The organism is Nocardia sp. JMUB6875 (genome assembly GCF_041154655.1).
Classification (GTDB): domain Bacteria; phylum Actinomycetota; class Actinomycetes; order Mycobacteriales; family Mycobacteriaceae; genus Nocardia.
Window position 1 is genome coordinate 1 of the sequence record NZ_BAAFGR010000161.1, and the last position, 17,249, is coordinate 17,249.

Sequence of the window (17,249 nt, forward strand, 5' to 3'; positions counted from 1 at the left end):
CGACCAGGCCCTGGTCCGCCCGATCGCGGTGGCGACCTGCGATATCGATCCCGCCGTCATCCAGGGCCGCTTCCCACTGCAAGGCCCCTATCCCTTCGGCCACGAGGGCGTCGCCGAGGTGACCGCCGTCGGCGACGCCGTCACGACCGTCCGCCCGGGCGACAAGGTCGTCGTCCCCTTCCAAATCTCCTGCGGCGCCTGCGATTCCTGTCTGCGCGGCCGCACCGGCAACTGCACCGCCCACCCGTTCATGTCCACCTACGGGCTGGGCCCGATGGGCGGCGTGCACTGGGGTGGCCTCTGGTCGGATCTGACGCTGGTCCCGCACGCCGACGCCATGCTGGTCCCGCTGCCCGCGGGCGTCGCCCCCGCCGCCGTGGCCAGTGCCAGCGACAATATCGCCGACGCGTACCGCACCGTGGCCCCGCAGCTGGCCGATTTCCCGGGCGCGGAGGTGCTCGTGCTGGGTGGCCCCGCGGCCGCCTCGATCGGCCTCTACGCGGCCGGCCTGGCATACGCGCTCGGTTCGGCCCGCGCCGTCTACCTCGACACCGACCCCGAAAGACTCGCCATCGCGGCCAAACTCGGCGCCGAACCCATCGAGGGCAAACCCACCGAGCGAGTGGGCCGCTTCCCCATCACCGTCGAGGCCGCGGGTGGCTCGAAGGCGCTGGTCGCCGCGATCCGGGCCACCGCCAACGACGGCGTCTGCACCAGCGTGAGCGTCCAGACCCAGGATGTCGCGCTTCCGATGCTCGAAATGTATTCGCGCTGTTGCACTTTCCACACGGGCCGCGCCCACGTCCGCCCGGTCATCCCGGAGGTCCTCGACCTCGTCGCGACGGGCCGCTTCGATCCCGCCGTGGTCACCACGCGCACCGTGGCCTGGGAGGACTCGATCGACGCACTGCTCGACGGCCCGGTCAAACTGGTTGCTACACGCTGAGTTCGGGAACCGTCAGTGCCAGCCGCGCCAAGGTCTCCGGCTCGCCGATGACGTCGACGCGGGTGATCTTTTCGCCTTCGATGGTGAAGGCCAGCACCGTCGGCGCCTGCCCGGCCGGTGCCACCAGCGCTCCCGGTCGACCGTCGACCAGCACCACCGCCGCGAAATCGACGCGCTGGGCGAATCCGGCCGCCAGTCGCGCCACGATCCGCGTGCCCTCCGCGGTGATCGCCACCGAGCCGGGCGCGGCCGCCGCGTCGGCGGACACCGTGATGTCGGCCGCGAGCACCCGCACCACGGCCTCGATATCGGCGGCCCGCACCGCCGCCAGGAACGCCCGCACGATCCGGTGCTCACGCAACGTGTCCGGCCGCAGCGCATCCGTCTCGCCGACCACCCGATGCCGCGCCTTGCTGGCCAGCAGCCGCGCCGCGTTCGGCGACCGATCCAGGATCTCGGCGATCTCGTAGAACGGCACCTCGAACATGTCGTGCAGCACGAACGCGACCCGCTCGGCCGGATGCAGCCGATGCATGAGGACCAGCACCGCCCGTTCCATGTCCTCGGTCAGCACGGCCCGCTCCTCCGGCCCGCCGACCGGAGCACAGGGAAGCACTTCGGGCACAAAGCTTCCCAGCGGATACTCCTGCTTGACCTCCCGAGCCCGCAGCCCGTCCAGGCAGATCCGCGACAACGCCGTGGTCAGCCACCCGTCCAGATTCCGGATCTCCCCGATATCGGTGCGGCTCAACCGCACCCACGTCTCCTGCACCGCGTCCTCGGCCTCCCCCGAGGCCCCGAGCATCCGGAAGGCGATGGCGGTCAGCCGTCCGCGCCGCCGCTCGAAACGCTCCGCCGGGGAGCCCGAGTCATTGTCGGACATACTTCACGCCTGCCGAACGTCACAGTGTCATGACTACAGAAACCATGCTGACACGAATCGTTCCCGACCGCGCGGTCGTCTATACCTACTGGATCACCACCGCGCTGGTAGTCCTCGAGCTGGCCGTCGGCGGCTACTGGGATGTCGCCCGGGTCCCGCAGGCCCGGGACGTGATCATCCCGCTGGGGTATCCGACCTACTTCCTGGTGATCTTGGGCGTCTGGAAACTACTCGGCGCGGTGGCGCTGGTCGTCCCGCGGTTCGCCCTGGTCAAGGAATGGGCTTACGCCGGAGCGTTTTTCGTCTACTCCGGCGCCATCGCCTCGCACCTGACCACGGGTGTCAAGCTCGGCGAGGTCTACATCCTCATCGTCTTCGCGCTGCTCACCGCCGCCTCCTGGGCCACCCGCCCGGACGATCGCCGCACCCATTGACGGCGCTGCTAGATTTGTGCGCCTGATCTTCCCGAACGACCGCGCGTGTGCCCTCGACCTTCTCCGAAAGCGAGTGCTCGATGCAGGTGGCGATCGCCCTGTTCACCCGTGACCTGCGGGTGCACGACAACCCGCTGCTGGCGGCGGCCGCCGCGGACGGTGCCGTGGTGCCGCTGTTCGTGCTGGATCCCGGCATCATCGAGCGGGCTCCGCTCGCGCCCAATCGGCTTCGCTTCCTGACGGCGGCGCTCGCCGACCTGGATGCCGAATTGCGCTCGCTCGGAACGCCATTGGTGCTGCGGCGGGGCCCCGTCGTGGCGGAGGTGGCGCGGGTGATCGCCGAAACCGGCGCGAGCACCGTGCACATCGCCGCGGATGTCAGCCGCTACAGCCGAATTCGAGAACGCGAGTTGCGCACCCGGGCTGGTGAGTTGGGCTGCCGCCTGATCGTGCATCCGGCGTCGATCACCGTCGTCGATCCCGCGGATTTGCGTCCCGCCACCGGACGTGCCCATTTCGCTGTCTTCACACCGTATTTCCGCCGCTGGCTCGAAACACCGCTGCGTCCCGAAGCTGCCCGCCCGCGCAGTCTTACCGGCCCGGCCGTCGAGGGAACGCCCCTGCCCGCCCACACCGACCTGTGTACCGAGCCGACCTCACCCGAGCTGTCCGTCGGCGGCGAGCGGACCGGCCGAAAACTATTGCGCGAGTGGCTCTCCGGACCCGTGGCCACCTACCACACCGACAGCGACAACCTGGCGGGCGCGACCTCCGGTCTCTCGCCCTACCTCCACTTCGGCTGCCTGTCGCCGGGCGAGGTGGTGCGCCGCACCGACCTGGCCACCCCCGGCGGTGAAGCCTTCGCCCGCCAGCTGGCCTGGCGCGACTTCCACCACCAGATTCTGGCGGCCCGACCCGAACTCGCCCACACCGACTTCCGCCCGCGCGCCACCCCGCCGCGCGCCGACCCGCACGCCTTCGCCGCCTGGCAAGACGGCCGCACCGGCTACCCGGTGATCGACGCCGCCATGCGGCAACTGCGCGCACAGGGCTGGATACCCGGGCGCGCCCGCCTACTGACCGCGAGCTTCCTCACCAAATCGCTGGGCGTGGACTGGCGGCTCGGCGCGGATCACTTCCTGACCTGGCTCGTCGACGGCGATATCGCCAACAATCAAATGAACTGGCAGTGGGCCGCGGGCACCGGCACCGATACCCGCCCCAATCGCATCCTCAACCCGCTGCGTCAGGCCGAACGCTTCGATCCGGACGGCGACTACGTCCGCCGCTGGATCCCCGAACTCGCCCACCTCCCCGGCGCCCGCATCCACACGCCTTGGCGCGCAGCCCCTCCCGTCCCCGGCTACCCGCCCCCGCTGGTCGAGTTCAACGGCATGTGAGGCGCACTCCGCGTCGCGGTCTGGCAACAATTCGGCAATGCGCGTCTCGGGGTGGGTTACGGTGCGACGGTCGGTCATGTTCGGTCTCGGCACTGCGAACGGAGCGTCATGGGTCGGAATTCGGTCGCCAGCCAGTTGGTCGATGCCTTGGTCGCCGCCGGGGTGCAGCGGGTATACGGCCTGGTGGGGGACAGTTTGAACCCGTTCACCGATGCGCTGCGGCGGACCGAGGGCATCGACTGGGTGCATTGCCACAATGAGGAGAGCGCGGCCTTCGCGGCGGGCGCGGAGTCGCTGCTCACCGGGCGGCTCGCGGTCTGCGCGGCCAGCTGCGGACCCGGCAACACCCACTTGATCCAGGGACTCTACGACGCGCACCGCAACGGCGCCTCGGTACTGGCTATCGCCTCGCACATCCCGAGCCGCGAGATCGGCACCGGCTTCTTCCAGGAAACCCACCCCGAGCGACTGTTCGTGGAATGCAGCCACTTCTGCGAAATGATCAGCACCCCCGAGCAGATGCCCCGGCTGACCTACATCGCGATGCAGACCGCACTGGGACGGCACGGCGTCTCGGTGCTGGTGCTGCCCGGTGACGTGCTCAGCGCCGACTCCGAAAACCGCGGCTGGAGCGCGGATCTCGTCTCCGAACCCGCGACCCTGGTCCCGCCCGCCGACCAGGTGGACCGGCTCGCCGAGGCCATCAACGACGCCGACAGCGTCACCCTGTTCGCGGGCGCGGGCGTTCGCGGCGCGCACGACAAGGTCATGGCCCTGGCCGACCGGCTGCACTCGCCCATCGGGCACGCGCTCGGCGGCAAGGAGTGGATCCAATTCGACAACCCCTACGACGTCGGCATGAGCGGCCTGCTCGGCTACGGCGCGGCCTACGAGGCCACCCACGAGGCCGATCTGCTGGTCCTGCTAGGCACCGACTTCCCCTACGACACCTTCCTCCCGCAGGACGGCCGCATCGCGCAAATCGACCGCGATCCCGCCCACCTCGGCCGCCGCGCCGCCATCGATATCGCCGTCAATGGCGATGTCGCCGCGACCATCGACGCGGTGCTGCCGCTGCTGCACCAGAAGCCGAGCCGCGCCTTCCTCGACGACATGCTGCGCCGCCACGCCTCCGCCCTCGAGCACGTGGTCGACGCCTACACCCGCGACATCGAGCACCACACCCCCATCCACCCCGAATTCGTCGCCTCGCTCATCGACGAAATCGCCGATGACGACGCGGTTTTCACCGTCGACACCGGTATGTGCAATGTCTGGGCGGCGCGCTACATCAACCCCAACGGACGCCGCCGCATCATCGGCTCCTGGCGGCACGGCACCATGGCCAACGCGCTCCCGCACGCCATCGGCGCGCAGACGGCTTTCCCTGGGCGGCAAGTGATCTCGATCTCCGGTGATGGCGGCCTGGCCATGCTCATGGGCGAACTGCTCACCGTGTGGCGGCACCGCCTGCCGGTGAAGATCGTGGTGTTCAACAACTCCACCCTCGGCATGGTGAAACTCGAGATGCTGGTCGACGGCCTGCCCGACTACGGCACCGACCAGGAACCGGTGAACTACGCGGATATCGCGCAGGCCGTGGGCATTCCGTCGATCCGCGTCACCGACCCCACCGAAGTGCGCGCGGCCCTGAGCAAGGCGTTCGAGGCCGCCGGGCCGATGCTGGTCGACGTGGTCACCGACCCCAACGCCCTGTCCCTGCCGCCCAAGATCGACGCCGCGCAGGTGAAGGGGTTCGCGCTGGCCGCGGGCAAGATCGTGCTGGCCGGCGGCGTCGGCCGCATGATCGATATGGCCCGCTCCAACCTGCGCAATATTCCGCGACCCTGACCCCGGCGGCAACCGTCCGGCACCCTTCTGGGACAAATAATGCATGGCTATTCGTCCGATCCTGATCTGCGGTGACCCCCGACTGTCCGCCCCGGCCGTGCCCGTGACCGAATTCGATGACGAGCTGGCCGCTTTCGTCGAGGACCTGTTCGAGACGAACACCGCGGCCCGGGGCGCGGGCCTGGCCGCCAACCAGATCGGTGATCCGCGTGCGGTTTTCATCTACGACCTGGTGAATGCCGATGGCCGCCAGCGCGGTTACGTCATCAATCCCGTGCTCGAGACCTCCGAGATCCCCGAAACCATGCCCGACCCGGACGACGACACCGAAGGCTGCCTGTCGGTGCCGGGGGAGTGGTTCCCGACCGGCCGTGCCGACTGGGCCAAGGTCACCGGCGTCGATATCCACAATCAGCCCGTCTCGGTCGAGGGCACGGGCTATCTGGCCCGCTGCCTGCAGCACGAGACCGACCACCTGCGCGGCCACCTCTACCTAGACCGCCTTATCGGTCGGAATCAGCGCGCGGCCAAGAAGATGGTCAAGGCCAATGGCTGGACGGAACCGGGTCGCTCCTGGCTCCCGGGCCAGGACGTGGACCCTTTCCACGGCTAGGAACCGCCACACACTGATCTGAAACACAAGCACTTATAATTTGGGGCACGCGCTCGGCCCGGCCCGCTCACTACGGTGAGGCGGAATTCGGAACCGGGAGCTCGGGGGCGGGTATGCCGACCATCGATGGGGCGGCAGCGAATCGGGAAGCGTCCCAGCGGCGCTCGATTCCGCTGGTCGTGGTGTGGCTGGTGGCGGTGCTGGGTGCGCTGTCCGGGGCGCTGTGGATCCACGATGCGGTGGTATCCCTGCCGGACATGCTGCACCTGGTGGACCTCGACGTCTATCGGATCGCGGCGGACCGTGTGGTGCACGGCGTTTCGGTGTACGACACACCCTTGCGCGGGCACGTGCGCGGGAACTGGGAGTTCGTCTACACCCCGTTCGCGGCGCTGCTGCTGACACCCCTGGCGGGTCTGCACGGTTCGGTGTTCACCTGGGTCGGCGGGCTCGGGAATTTCGCCATGCTCACCGGGTCGGTGTGGCTGACGGTCTGGATGCTCGGGTATCGGCGCGACGGGCGGATGCTGATCGTCGGCCCGGCCGCCGCCGCACTGCTGCTGTTGTGCCTGCCGATCCGGCAGACGCTGGCGTTCGGGCAGATCAACATCCTGCTCCTGCTGCTCGTCCTGGCGGATATGGCCCTGCCGGATTCCTCGCGTCTCAAAGGCATCGGGACCGGCATCGCGACGGGAATCAAACTGACTCCGGGCTTCTGCATCCTCTATTTGCTGGTGACCCGCCGGTTTCGCGCGGCCGCCACGGCGACCGCGGCCCTGGTCGCCACGATCGTGCTGGGATTCGCTGTGCTACCTCGGGATTCGCTGACCTTCTGGGCGGGCGGGTTCGTCGATCCCTCCCGGGTCGGGGTTCCGATCAACCCGGAGAACGAGACCTTGCGCGGCGGGCTCGCCCGCTCGTTGGGCACGGGCGGCGGAATCCAATTGCTATGGCTCGCCGCGGCTCTCGTCATCGCCGCCCTCGGCCTGGGACTGGCCCGCCGCCTCTCCGGAACCGGGCGAGAACTGCCCGCGGTCGTGCTCTGCGGCCTGACCAGTACCGTCGTGTCACCGTTCAGCTGGGTCCACCACTGGGTGTGGCTGGCACCGTTGCTGATCTATCTGGTCCACCTGGCGTATCAGCGGCGGTCCCTGGCGACCGCCGCTGTCGTGCTCGCTGTATTCGTCGTCAGCTCAGGTGGTTTCCTGGTTCTGGTCGGCGTGCCCCACACGAGCTTCCTCTACTATCCCGACCACGGTCTGCTCGCCCTCGTCAACCGGAATGCCTACATCTGGCTCACCCTGGCACTGTTCGCCGCCACCGCGCTGGCGGTCAACTCCACCGAGCGCACCCGGTCGTCGATGTTCTGGGCGTGATGCGCCGTGATGAGTTCGTCGGCCTGGACATCGGCGGCGAAATCCTCCAGGTAGGCAGCGACTTCGGCCGGTGTGCCGACCGCGGTGTAAGTGGTCATCCTGGCCAGGTGCCGGCCATTGGGCGAGGCCAGGAAGGCGTCGATCTCCTCATCGGAGAAGTCCATCCCCGCTGCCCCGCGCTTGATGAACGCCCGCGTCCGCGCCCGGTAGGAGATCGTCTTCTGCTCCTCGGCGTGCTCGCGATCCTCGGCCGCGAACACATTCACGCCCGCGATCACATACGGTTCGGCCAACTGCTCCGACGGCCGGAACCCGTCCCGATACGCGCGCACCGCCTGGTGCAGCGCATCGGGCGCGAAATGCGAGGCGAACGCATACGGCAGGCCCAGATGCGCCGCCAGCTGCGCCCCGAACAGCGACGACCCCAGAATGTAGAGCGGCACAACCCCTTCCGCGCGCGGCACCGCCTTGATCCCCGGAATCACCGAATTGCCGGTCAGATACCCCTGCAACTCGAGCACATCCTGCGGGAACGAATCCGACGACGACGGCGTGCGCCGCAAGGCCCGCATCGTCTCCTGATCACTGCCCGGCGCCCGGCCCAGCCCCAGATCGATACGCCCCGGGAACAGCGATTCCAGTGTCCCGAACTGCTCGGCGATCACCAGCGGCGAATGATTGGGCAGCATGATCCCGCCCGCACCCAGCCGGATGGACTCGGTATTGGCCGCCACGTACCCGATCAGCACGCTGGTCGCACTGGACGCGATCGACCCCATGTTGTGGTGCTCGGCGTACCAAACCCGCTCGTACCCACTGCGTTCCGCCGCCCGGGCCAGCGCGACGCTGTTGTGGAAGCTGTCGCGCGCGGTCTGCCCGGGCGCGATGGCGGCGAGATCGAGAACGGACAGTGCGACGGGCATGCTGGCACCGGCTTTCATGAATCGGCTGTCGTTGTCTGTCGGGCGGGCGCTATGACACCCACCCCCCAATGACAATTCGATTGGCATCGAACTTATGCCCGCACGACCAGAACCGCCCGTCAGCGACCGGTCCGCTACCGGAAATCCTCCACATGCTCGGCAGCCCAGTCCCGGACATCGCGGGCCGGACGCCCGGTGAGGTCCTCGACGGTCGTCGTGATCAGGTCCGAGCGCGGCCGGAATTCGGCCATCGAAAGCAAGGTTTCGATCAACGCCACGGGCAGCCCCGCGGTCGTCATCGACTCGCGCGCCACCTCCAGCGGCAGCGCCTCGAACCGCAGCGGACGACCCAGCACCTCGGCGATCGCCTGCACCTGATCGTCTCGACTCACCACGCGCGGCCCCGTCACGAGGTATTTGCGCCACGTATGCGAGTGATCGGTCAACAGCCGGACCGCCACCGAGGCGATATCGCCCTCGTGTACGACCGCCGTCGGCGCGACCTCGGTCCCGCGCACCACATCGCCCGCGCGAATCTGCCCCGCCCAGCCCAGCGCGTTCGACGCGATGGTGTCTGCCCGCAGCACCGTCCACGGCACCCCCGACGACTCGAGCAACGCCTCCATCTCGGCGTGCCGCTCCGGAATCAGATCCGATTGCGGCCCTTCGTCGTTCACCGTCGTCGACGACAGATAGACGATGCGCTGCGCATGAGCGCCCAGTGCCTTCAGCACTTGGGCCGCACCCTCGGTGCCATGGAAGGGCCACACCAGGAAGACGGCCTCGACCCCCTCCGCGGCCGCCGCCAGCGACTCCGGCTCGCTCAGATCCCCGCGCACGACCTCGACCCCCGCCGGAAACCTCGTGGCCCCCGGATCCCGAGCCAGCGCTCTCGTCGCGACCCCCTCTGCGGCCAGTTGGGCGACAACCTGCCGTCCGACGTTTCCCGTCGCACCCACTACAAGCACACTGTTCACGCCTTTCCGAAACCCACCCCCAGCGGGCGGAATTTCCGGAACGTCCTGGATATATCGTGGTCCAGCTCACACCCGAGTGCATCGTCCCAGGTCGCGAAGATCAGGTCAGGGAACCCTTACTGGATCGAGGAATGGAATTCCGTCACACTTGTGTTGTGAAAACCGTGGGTTTGCGGAATGCGCAACAGACCGGGCACCAGAATGCGGGTGCCCGGTCCGCTGCTGCCTCCGGACCGGCGGGTGAGGGTCATACCCGGGAAGCCGTCATCAAACTCCTGCTGGAGGAGGGGCCGATCACCGCGACCGCCATCGGCGAGCGGCTCGGCCTGAGTCCGGCCGGGGTGCGCCGGCATCTCGACGCGCTCATCGAATCCGGTGAGGCGCGGGCCACCCGGTCCGCGCCCTGGCAGCAGAAGGGCCGCGGGCGTCCCGCCAAGCAGTTCCAGCTGACGGCCACCGGCCGGGGCAAACTCGGCCACGCCTACGATGACCTCGCCGGTGCCGCCATGCGGCAGATCCGGGAGCTCGGTGGCGACCAAGCCATCACCGATTTCGCGCGCAAGCGCGTCCAGGCCATCGTGGCCGGGGTCGGCGAGCTCGCCGGGCATACCCCGGCCGAGACCGAGGCCAAGGCCGAGGAGATCGCGGAAGCGTTCACCGAGGCCGGATTCGCGGCCTCGACCCGGAAAGTCGGTGCGGGCGTACAGATCTGCCAGCATCACTGCCCGGTTTCGCATGTCGCCGAGGAATTCCCGGAGCTGTGCGCGGCCGAGCTCGAAGCCTTCCGAGAGATTCTCGGAACCCATGTGCAACGCCTGGCGACCATCGCCAACGGCGACTGCGCCTGCACCACCCACGTCCCGCTCGTGGCCCCCAAACCGAATATCGCCCAACAGAAGTCCGCACAACCCCTCGTTGCACAGCCCGCAACGACTTCTACACACGACTCCGGAAGGAGTGCCGAATGACGACGACCACCGACCAGGTGCAGCCGCTGACCCAGGAAGAGACCATCGCGTCCCTGGGTAAGTACGGGTACGGCTGGGCCGACAAGGATGTCGCCGGTGCCAGTGCCAAGCGCGGCCTGTCCGAGGAGGTCGTGCGCGACATCTCGGCCAAGAAGAGCGAGCCCGAATGGATGCTCGACTTCCGCCTCAAGGCGCTGCGCATCTTCGACAAGAAGCCCATGCCGAACTGGGGCTCCAACCTCGAGGGCATCGACTTCGACAACATCAAGTACTTCGTGCGCTCCTCGGAGAAGCAGGCCGCTTCCTGGGAGGATCTGCCCGAGGACATCAAGAACACCTACGACAAGCTGGGCATCCCGGAGGCGGAGAAGCAGCGCCTCGTCGCCGGTGTCGCCGCGCAGTACGAGTCCGAGGTCGTCTACCACTCCATCCGTGAGGACCTGGAGAAGCAGGGCGTCATCTTCCTCGACACCGACACCGGTCTCAAGGAGCACCCGGAGCTGTTCCAGAAGTACTTCGGCTCGGTCATCCCCTCGGGTGACAACAAGTTCTCCGCGCTGAATTCCGCTGTGTGGTCGGGTGGTTCGTTCATCTACGTGCCGCCGGGCGTGCACGTTGACATCCCGCTGCAGGCGTACTTCCGCATCAACACCGAGAACATGGGTCAGTTCGAGCGGACGCTGATCATCGTCGACGAGGACGCCTACGTCCACTACGTCGAGGGTTGTACCGCGCCGATCTACTCCTCGGATTCGCTGCACTCCGCGGTGGTCGAGATCATCGTGAAGAAGGGCGGCCGCTGCCGCTACACCACGATCCAGAACTGGTCGAACAACGTCTACAACCTGGTGACCAAGCGCGCCAAGGCCGAGGCGGGCGCGACCATGGAATGGGTCGACGGCAATATCGGCTCCAAGGTCACCATGAAGTACCCGGCCGTGTGGATGACCGGCGAGTACGCCAAGGGCGAGGTGCTCTCCATCGCGTTCGCCGGTGAGGGCCAGCACCAGGACACCGGCGCGAAGATGCTGCACCTGGCGCCGCACACCTCCTCCAACATCATCTCCAAGTCGGTGGCGCGCGGCGGTGGCCGTGCCTCCTACCGCGGTCTGGTGCAGGTCAACAAGGGCGCCTACGCGTCCAAGTCGACCGTGAAGTGTGATGCGCTGCTTGTCGATACGATCAGCCGCTCCGACACCTACCCCTACGTCGACATCCGCGAGGACGACGTGACCATGGGCCACGAGGCGACCGTCTCGAAGGTGTCCGAGGATCAGCTGTTCTACCTGATGAGCCGCGGTCTCACCGAGGACGAGGCCATGGCGATGGTGGTGCGCGGCTTCGTGGAGCCGATCGCCAAGGAGCTCCCGATGGAGTACGCCCTGGAGCTGAACCGCCTGATCGAACTGCAGATGGAAGGAGCCGTCGGCTGATGGCCGTCGAGAACGTTGCCGAGGCCGCTGAGGCTCGTACCCCCGCCCTGAACAAGGGCGAGGTGTTCGCTTCTTTTGATGTGAACGCCTTCGAGATTCCCTCGGGTCGTGACGAGGCGTGGCGCTTCACCCCGATGCGTCGCCTGAACGGCCTGCACGACGGCACCGCCGTGCGGGACGGGCAGGCCACCGTCGAGGTGAGCGCGCCCGCCGGCGTCACCGCCGAGACCGTGGACCGCACCGACGCCCGCCTGGGCCAGGGCGGCACCCCCACCGATCGTGTTGCCGCGCAGGCGTACTCCGGTTTCGAGCAGGCGACCGTCGTGTCGGTCGCCGCGGAAACCGAAGTGGCCGAGCCGGTTACGGTCACCATCACCGGTCCGGGCGAGGGCAGGACCGCCTACGGGCACCTGCAGATCCGCCTGGGCAATTTCGCCCGCGCCACCCTGGTCATCGACCAGAAGGGCAGCGGAACCTACGCCGAGAACGTGGAATTCATCCTCGGCGACAGCGCCGCGCTGAACGTGATCGTGGTGCAGGACTGGGCCGATGACGCCGTGCACGTCACCGCGCACCACGCCAAGCTGGGCCGCGACGCCACCCTGCGCCACACCAATGTCACCCTCGGTGGCGATGTGGTGCGCCTGACCGGCAATGTCCGCTACGCGGGTCCCGGCGGCGACGCCGAGCTGCTGGGCGTGTACTTCGCCGATGACGGCCAGTTCTTCGAGCAGCGTCTGCTGGTCGATCACTCGCAGCCCAACTGCAAGTCGAATGTGCAGTACAAGGGTGCGCTGCAGGGTGATCCGACCTCGGACAAGCCGGACGCGCACACCGTGTGGGTCGGCGACGTCCTCATCCGCGCCGCGGCCGAGGGCACCGACACCTACGAGGTGAACCGCAACCTGGTGCTCACCGACGGCGCGCGCGCCGACTCGGTGCCGAACCTGGAGATCGAGACCGGCGAGATCGTCGGCGCCGGGCACGCCGCCGCGACCGGTCGTTTCGACGACGAGCAGCTGTTCTACCTGCGTTCGCGCGGCATCCCGGAGGAGGTCGCCCGCCGTCTGGTGGTGCGCGGCTTCTTCTTCGAGATCCTGCAGAAGATCACCGTCCCCGAGGTCCGGGAGCGGCTCGAGGCGGCCATCGAGGCCGAACTCGCCGCTGTCGGCGTCTGACCCGAACTTTCCCATCCCGCAAAGGAATCCGAAATCCGATGACCACCCTGGAAATCAAGGACCTGCACGTCGAGGTCGCCAACCCGGACGAGACCGGCGAGCCCATCAAGATCCTCAAGGGCGTGAACCTGACCATCAAGTCGGGCGAGACCCACGCGATCATGGGCCCCAACGGCTCCGGCAAGTCGACCCTGTCCTACGCCATCGCCGGGCACCCCAAGTACACCGTCACCCAGGGTTCGATCACCCTCGACGGTGAGGACGTGCTGGAGATGTCGGTCGACGAGCGCGCGCGTGCGGGCCTGTTCCTGGCCATGCAGTACCCGGTCGAGGTTCCCGGCGTCTCGGTTTCCAACTTCCTGCGCACCGCCGCCACCGCCATCCGCGGCGAGGCGCCCAAGCTGCGTACCTGGGTCAAGGAAGTCAAGGAGTCCATGGCCGAGCTGGAGATCGACTCCGCGTTCGGCGACCGTTCGGTCAACGAGGGTTTCTCCGGCGGTGAGAAGAAGCGCCAGGAGATCCTGCAGCTGAGCCTGCTCAAGCCGAAGATCGCCATCCTCGACGAGACCGACTCCGGCCTCGACGTGGACGCGCTGCGGATTGTTTCCGAGGGTGTCAACCGTTACAAGGAGCGGGAGAACGGCGGCATCCTGCTGATCACCCACTACACCCGCATTCTGCGCTACATCCAGCCCGACTTCGTCCACGTGTTCGTGAACGGCAAGATCGTCGCCGAGGGCGGCGCCGAACTGGCCGAGGAACTCGACGCGAATGGCTACGTGCGCTTCACCTCAGCAGCTGTAGGAGCCTAAATGACCAGCACCGTGGGGACTCTCGACGTCGCTCGGATCCGGGCCGACTTCCCGATCCTGAGCCGGACCGTGCGCGACGGAAAACCGTTGGCGTACTTGGATTCCGGTGCGACGTCGCAACGTCCTCTCCAGGTGCTCGACGCCGAGCGGAACTTCCTGCTCGAGCACAACGCGGCCGTGCATCGCAGCGCGCACCAGCTCGCCGAGGAGGCCAATGAGGCCTACGAGGCGGCGCGCGCGGCGATCGCGGCGTTCGTCGGCGTCGGCGCGGACGAGATCGTGTACACCAAGAACGCGACCGAGTCGCTGAACCTGGTGGCCTACGCCTTCTCCGACGACCGATTCCCGCATCGCGTCGGGCCCGGGGACGAGATCGTCATCACCGAGCTCGAGCATCACGCGAATCTGGTGCCGTGGCAGGAGCTCGCGCGCCGCACCGGCGCCACCCTGAAGTGGTACGGGATCACCGACGACGGGCGCATCGATCTGGATTCGCTGGAGCTGTCGCCGCGCACCCGCGTGGTCGCCTTCACCCACCAGTCCAATGTGACCGGCGCGGTCGCGGACGTCGCCGAATTGGTGCGCCGCGCAAAGGAAGTCGGCGCGCTCGTGGTGCTCGACGCCTGCCAGTCGGTGCCGCACATGCCGGTGGACTTCAAGGAGCTGGGCGTCGACTTCGCCGCCTTCTCCGGGCACAAGATGCTGGGCCCGTCGGGCATCGGCGTCCTGTACGGCCGCCGCGCGCTGCTCGAGGAGACCCCGCCGTTCGTCACCGGCGGCTCCATGATCGAGACCGTGTACATGGATCACTCGACCTTCGCCCCGCCGCCGCAGCGGTTCGAGGCGGGTTCGATGATGATCTCGCAGGCCATCGGCCTGGGTGCCGCGGTCGCGTATCTGAGTAACATCGGTATGGAAGCCGTTGCGGCGCACGAGCACACGCTCGTGTCCGCGGCCCTGGAGGGTCTCGGCGCGATCGAGGGCGTGCGCATCATCGGCCCGACCGAGAACGTGAATCGCGGTGGCGCGGTGTCGTTCGTGGTGGACGGCATTCACGCCCACGACGTCGGCCAGATCCTCGACGATCAGGGCGTCGCCATCCGCGTCGGCCACCACTGCGCGTGGCCGCTGCACCGGTACTTCGGTGTCGCCGCGACCGCTCGCGCCTCCTTCGCGGTGTACAACACCGTCGCCGAGGTCGATCAGCTGGTCGCCGCGGTGCGGAAGGCCCAGAGCTTCTTCGGAGTTGCATAGACCATGCGCATGGAGCAGATGTACCAGGAAGTCATCCTGGACCACTACAAGCACCCGCATCACCGAGGGCTGCGCGAGCCCTTCGGCGCGGAAGTGCACCACGTCAACCCGACCTGCGGTGACGAGGTGACCTTGCGCGTGCACATCGACGACAACGGCGATGTGAAGGACGTGTCCTACGACGGGCAGGGCTGCTCGATCAGCCAGGCCTCCACCTCGGTGCTCACCGACCAGGTCATCGGCCTGCCGGTGCAGCAGGCGCTGAAGGTGGTCGAGGCGTTCGACGAGATGATCACCTCGCGCGGCACCCTCGAGGGCGACGAGGACGTGATCGGCGACGGTATCGCCTTCGCCGGCGTCTCGAAGTATCCTGCCCGCGTGAAGTGCGCCCTGCTGGGCTGGATGGCGTTCAAGGACGCCGTAGTACGAATCGCCTCCGCGGAGGAGACCAAGAAGCCGATGGGCAACGGGGAGTAAGAGATGAGCGAAACCGACCAGCAGCCCAAGGAACTCACCGCCGAGGAGCTCCAGCACCTCGACGATATGGAAGAGGCGATGCGCGACGTCGTCGACCCCGAACTCGGGATCAACGTCGTCGACCTGGGCCTCGTCTACGGCATGACCTTCGAGGACGGCATCGCCAAACTCGACATGACCCTGACCTCCCCGGCCTGCCCGCTGACCGACGTCATCGAGGACCAGTCCCGCAACGCCCTGGTGCGCTCGGGCCTGGCCGAGGACCTCCAGATCAACTGGGTCTGGATGCCGCCGTGGGGTCCCGACAAGATCACCGACGACGGTCGCGAACAGCTCCGCGCCCTGGGCTTCACCGTCTAGTCGCGGCGCACCGCAACCCGTTTCGCGGTGGGGACCGATCCGATCCGGATCGGTCCCCACTGCGCTTTCGGGCCGATCAATCGGTGAGGAAGGAATCGAGCGGGTAGCGGGTGTCGAGGTCGGAGCGGTCCTTGTAGAAGAAGTTGAGGACGAGATCGTCTGCGACCCGGAACAATTCGTCGCGGCCCTCGAGCGGGGCGACCCAGTCCATGGGGAGCGCTTGCAGGCCGTGGACCGCGCCGATCAGGTTGCCCGCGACCGCGCCGGTGGAGTCGGAGTCGCCGGAGTGGTTGACGGCCAATAGGAGTCCGGAGCGGATGTCGCCGGTGCGGTAGGTGTGCAGGGCGCAGTAGACGGCGATGGCGAGGCATTCCTCGGCGCACCAGCCCGCCCCGATCATCTCCAGGCGTTCCGGGGTGGGGTCGCCGAGGTGGGCGACCGCCAGGGCAGCGGAGAGCGCGGAGATCGTTTCGGCGGCCGAGGGCATCGTGGTGAGGCGATCGATGGTGTCGCGCACCGCGATCGGCAACTCCGCACCGGCGAGCACACTGTCGATGATCACCGCGAACGCTCCCGCCGAGAGGTAGCCGGTCGGGTGACCGTGGGTCAGCTGAGCCGAACGCATCGCGGAGTGAAAAGCCCGGTCCGGCCCGAACCCGGCCAACCCGAACGGGGCCGACCGCATGACGGTCCCGCAGCCCTTCGAATTCGGATTCACCGGCCCCGGCTTCCCGAATTCCGCTGCGGGCAGATACTTCTCGGCCTGCCGCCGCATCCCGGTCAAACACGCGTTCCCGGGAGCCCGCGTCGCGTACAGGAACCGCTGCCCCGCAAGCCACCCATCCGGCTCCGTGGACGGCTTCTCCTGCTGCTGCGTATCCCGCCACCGCAGATAGGCCCGCCGCAAACTCTGCGCCGGATCAGTATCCCGCGGACACCGCAACAACCCCTCCGCGGTGAACAGCGTCATCTGCGTGTCATCGGTGATCTGCTGCGGCGCCCCCGCTATCGCGCCCGGCAGATACCCCGTAACTCCGGCCGCCCCATATCGCTTCCGGATCTGCTCCAACGACAAGAACTCGATAGGCCACCCGAGCGCATCCCCGACCGCCCCACCCAGCATCGACCCGCGAACCCGATCGAACAGCCGCTCATGATCTTCCACCCCACCACCCTATTGCGTAGACGAGCGGCGGCCAGCCCCGGTTACGCTGGGGTGCATGGCATTGCGGACCGTTTTCACGGACCTGCTGGGTGTCGCGCATCCGATCGTGTCCGCGCCGATGGGTGGGATCGCCGGTGGAGCGTTGGCGGCCGCGGTGTCCGCGGGTGGCGGGCTCGGGCTGGTCGGGGGCGGGCGCTCC

General features: G+C 67.8%; 18 protein-coding genes. 14 read left to right on the plus strand and 4 right to left on the minus strand.

Annotation, left to right across the window (positions count from 1 at the left end; all coding sequences use genetic code 11):
* Positions 1 to 946 (plus strand): alcohol dehydrogenase catalytic domain-containing protein (locus tag ACAM49_RS31460; RefSeq protein ID WP_369639191.1); only part of this gene is annotated, 946 nt, incomplete at its 5' end.
* On the opposite strand, the gene ACAM49_RS31465 is transcribed toward ACAM49_RS31460, so the two are convergent.
* The gene (locus ACAM49_RS31465) at positions 936 to 1,829 is read right to left on the minus strand and encodes a sigma-70 family RNA polymerase sigma factor (RefSeq protein WP_369639192.1); all 894 of its coding nucleotides are present in this window, start codon (positions 1,827 to 1,829) and stop codon (positions 936 to 938) included. The two genes, ACAM49_RS31460 and ACAM49_RS31465, sit on opposite strands and share 11 nt — an antisense overlap.
* Before the next feature lie 29 nt (positions 1,830 to 1,858).
* Here ACAM49_RS31465 and ACAM49_RS31470 point away from each other — a divergent pair, with 29 nt between their 5' ends.
* From ACAM49_RS31470 to ACAM49_RS31490, 5 genes are all read left to right on the plus strand, one after another.
* Positions 1,859 to 2,263, plus strand: coding sequence for a DoxX family protein (locus ACAM49_RS31470; RefSeq protein ID WP_369639193.1), 405 nt, complete (start codon positions 1,859 to 1,861; stop codon positions 2,261 to 2,263).
* A gap of 80 nt (positions 2,264 to 2,343) precedes the next feature.
* Positions 2,344 to 3,663 (plus strand): deoxyribodipyrimidine photo-lyase, encoded by a 1,320-nt coding sequence (locus ACAM49_RS31475; protein WP_369639194.1) that lies wholly within the window; start codon positions 2,344 to 2,346, stop codon positions 3,661 to 3,663.
* Between the two features lie 108 nt (positions 3,664 to 3,771).
* Positions 3,772 to 5,514 carry a pyruvate dehydrogenase gene (locus ACAM49_RS31480; protein ID WP_369639195.1) on the plus strand — a complete coding sequence of 581 codons (1,743 nt, stop codon included), beginning with the start codon at positions 3,772 to 3,774 and terminating at the stop codon, positions 5,512 to 5,514.
* 43 nt (positions 5,515 to 5,557) lie between these two features.
* Entirely contained in the window at positions 5,558 to 6,127 is a 570-nt protein-coding gene (locus tag ACAM49_RS31485; protein ID WP_369639196.1) for a peptide deformylase, read from the plus strand.
* A 113-nt stretch (positions 6,128 to 6,240) separates the two neighbouring features.
* The gene (locus ACAM49_RS31490; protein WP_369639197.1) at positions 6,241 to 7,503 is read left to right on the plus strand and encodes a glycosyltransferase 87 family protein; all 1,263 of its coding nucleotides are present in this window, start codon (positions 6,241 to 6,243) and stop codon (positions 7,501 to 7,503) included.
* Here the strand turns inward: ACAM49_RS31490 and ACAM49_RS31495 are convergent.
* Positions 7,413 to 8,426, minus strand: a complete 1,014-nt coding sequence (locus ACAM49_RS31495) for an LLM class flavin-dependent oxidoreductase (protein ID WP_369639198.1) — start codon at positions 8,424 to 8,426, stop codon at positions 7,413 to 7,415. The genes ACAM49_RS31490 and ACAM49_RS31495 overlap by 91 nt on opposite strands.
* Before the next feature lie 134 nt (positions 8,427 to 8,560).
* On the minus strand, positions 8,561 to 9,385 hold the full coding sequence (locus tag ACAM49_RS31500; protein ID WP_369639199.1) for an NAD(P)H-binding protein: 825 nt from the start codon (positions 9,383 to 9,385) through the stop codon (positions 8,561 to 8,563).
* A 149-nt stretch (positions 9,386 to 9,534) separates the two neighbouring features.
* Here ACAM49_RS31500 and ACAM49_RS31505 point away from each other — a divergent pair, with 149 nt between their 5' ends.
* From ACAM49_RS31505 to ACAM49_RS31535, 7 genes are read left to right on the plus strand one after another with little or no spacing between them, the layout of a single operon-like run.
* Positions 9,535 to 10,371, plus strand: coding sequence for a helix-turn-helix transcriptional regulator (locus ACAM49_RS31505; protein ID WP_369639200.1), 837 nt, complete (start codon positions 9,535 to 9,537; stop codon positions 10,369 to 10,371).
* The gene (gene sufB, locus ACAM49_RS31510) at positions 10,368 to 11,804 is read left to right on the plus strand and encodes a Fe-S cluster assembly protein SufB (RefSeq protein WP_369639201.1); all 1,437 of its coding nucleotides are present in this window, start codon (positions 10,368 to 10,370) and stop codon (positions 11,802 to 11,804) included. The genes ACAM49_RS31505 and sufB overlap by 4 nt, the downstream gene beginning before the upstream one ends.
* Entirely contained in the window at positions 11,804 to 12,982 is a 1,179-nt protein-coding gene (gene sufD / locus ACAM49_RS31515) for a Fe-S cluster assembly protein SufD (RefSeq protein WP_369639202.1), read from the plus strand. The genes sufB and sufD overlap by 1 nt, the downstream gene beginning before the upstream one ends.
* 38 nt (positions 12,983 to 13,020) lie before the next feature.
* Positions 13,021 to 13,794, plus strand: coding sequence for a Fe-S cluster assembly ATPase SufC (sufC, locus tag ACAM49_RS31520; protein ID WP_369639203.1), 774 nt, complete (start codon positions 13,021 to 13,023; stop codon positions 13,792 to 13,794).
* Entirely contained in the window at positions 13,795 to 15,048 is a 1,254-nt protein-coding gene (locus tag ACAM49_RS31525) for a cysteine desulfurase (protein ID WP_369639204.1), read from the plus strand.
* A gap of 3 nt (positions 15,049 to 15,051) precedes the next feature.
* Positions 15,052 to 15,525, plus strand: a complete 474-nt coding sequence (gene sufU / locus ACAM49_RS31530; protein ID WP_369639205.1) for a Fe-S cluster assembly sulfur transfer protein SufU — start codon at positions 15,052 to 15,054, stop codon at positions 15,523 to 15,525.
* 3 nt (positions 15,526 to 15,528) lie between these two features.
* Positions 15,529 to 15,885 (plus strand): metal-sulfur cluster assembly factor, encoded by a 357-nt coding sequence (locus tag ACAM49_RS31535; RefSeq protein ID WP_369639206.1) that lies wholly within the window; start codon positions 15,529 to 15,531, stop codon positions 15,883 to 15,885.
* 76 nt (positions 15,886 to 15,961) lie between these two features.
* Here ACAM49_RS31535 and ACAM49_RS31540 read toward each other — a convergent pair whose 3' ends face one another.
* Positions 15,962 to 17,050 (minus strand): ADP-ribosylglycohydrolase family protein, encoded by a 1,089-nt coding sequence (locus ACAM49_RS31540; RefSeq protein WP_369639207.1) that lies wholly within the window; start codon positions 17,048 to 17,050, stop codon positions 15,962 to 15,964.
* 55 nt (positions 17,051 to 17,105) lie between these two features.
* On the opposite strand from ACAM49_RS31540, the gene ACAM49_RS31545 reads away from it, so the two are divergent.
* A partial coding sequence (locus ACAM49_RS31545) for a nitronate monooxygenase (protein ID WP_369639208.1) occupies positions 17,106 to 17,249 on the plus strand: 144 nt, incomplete at its 3' end.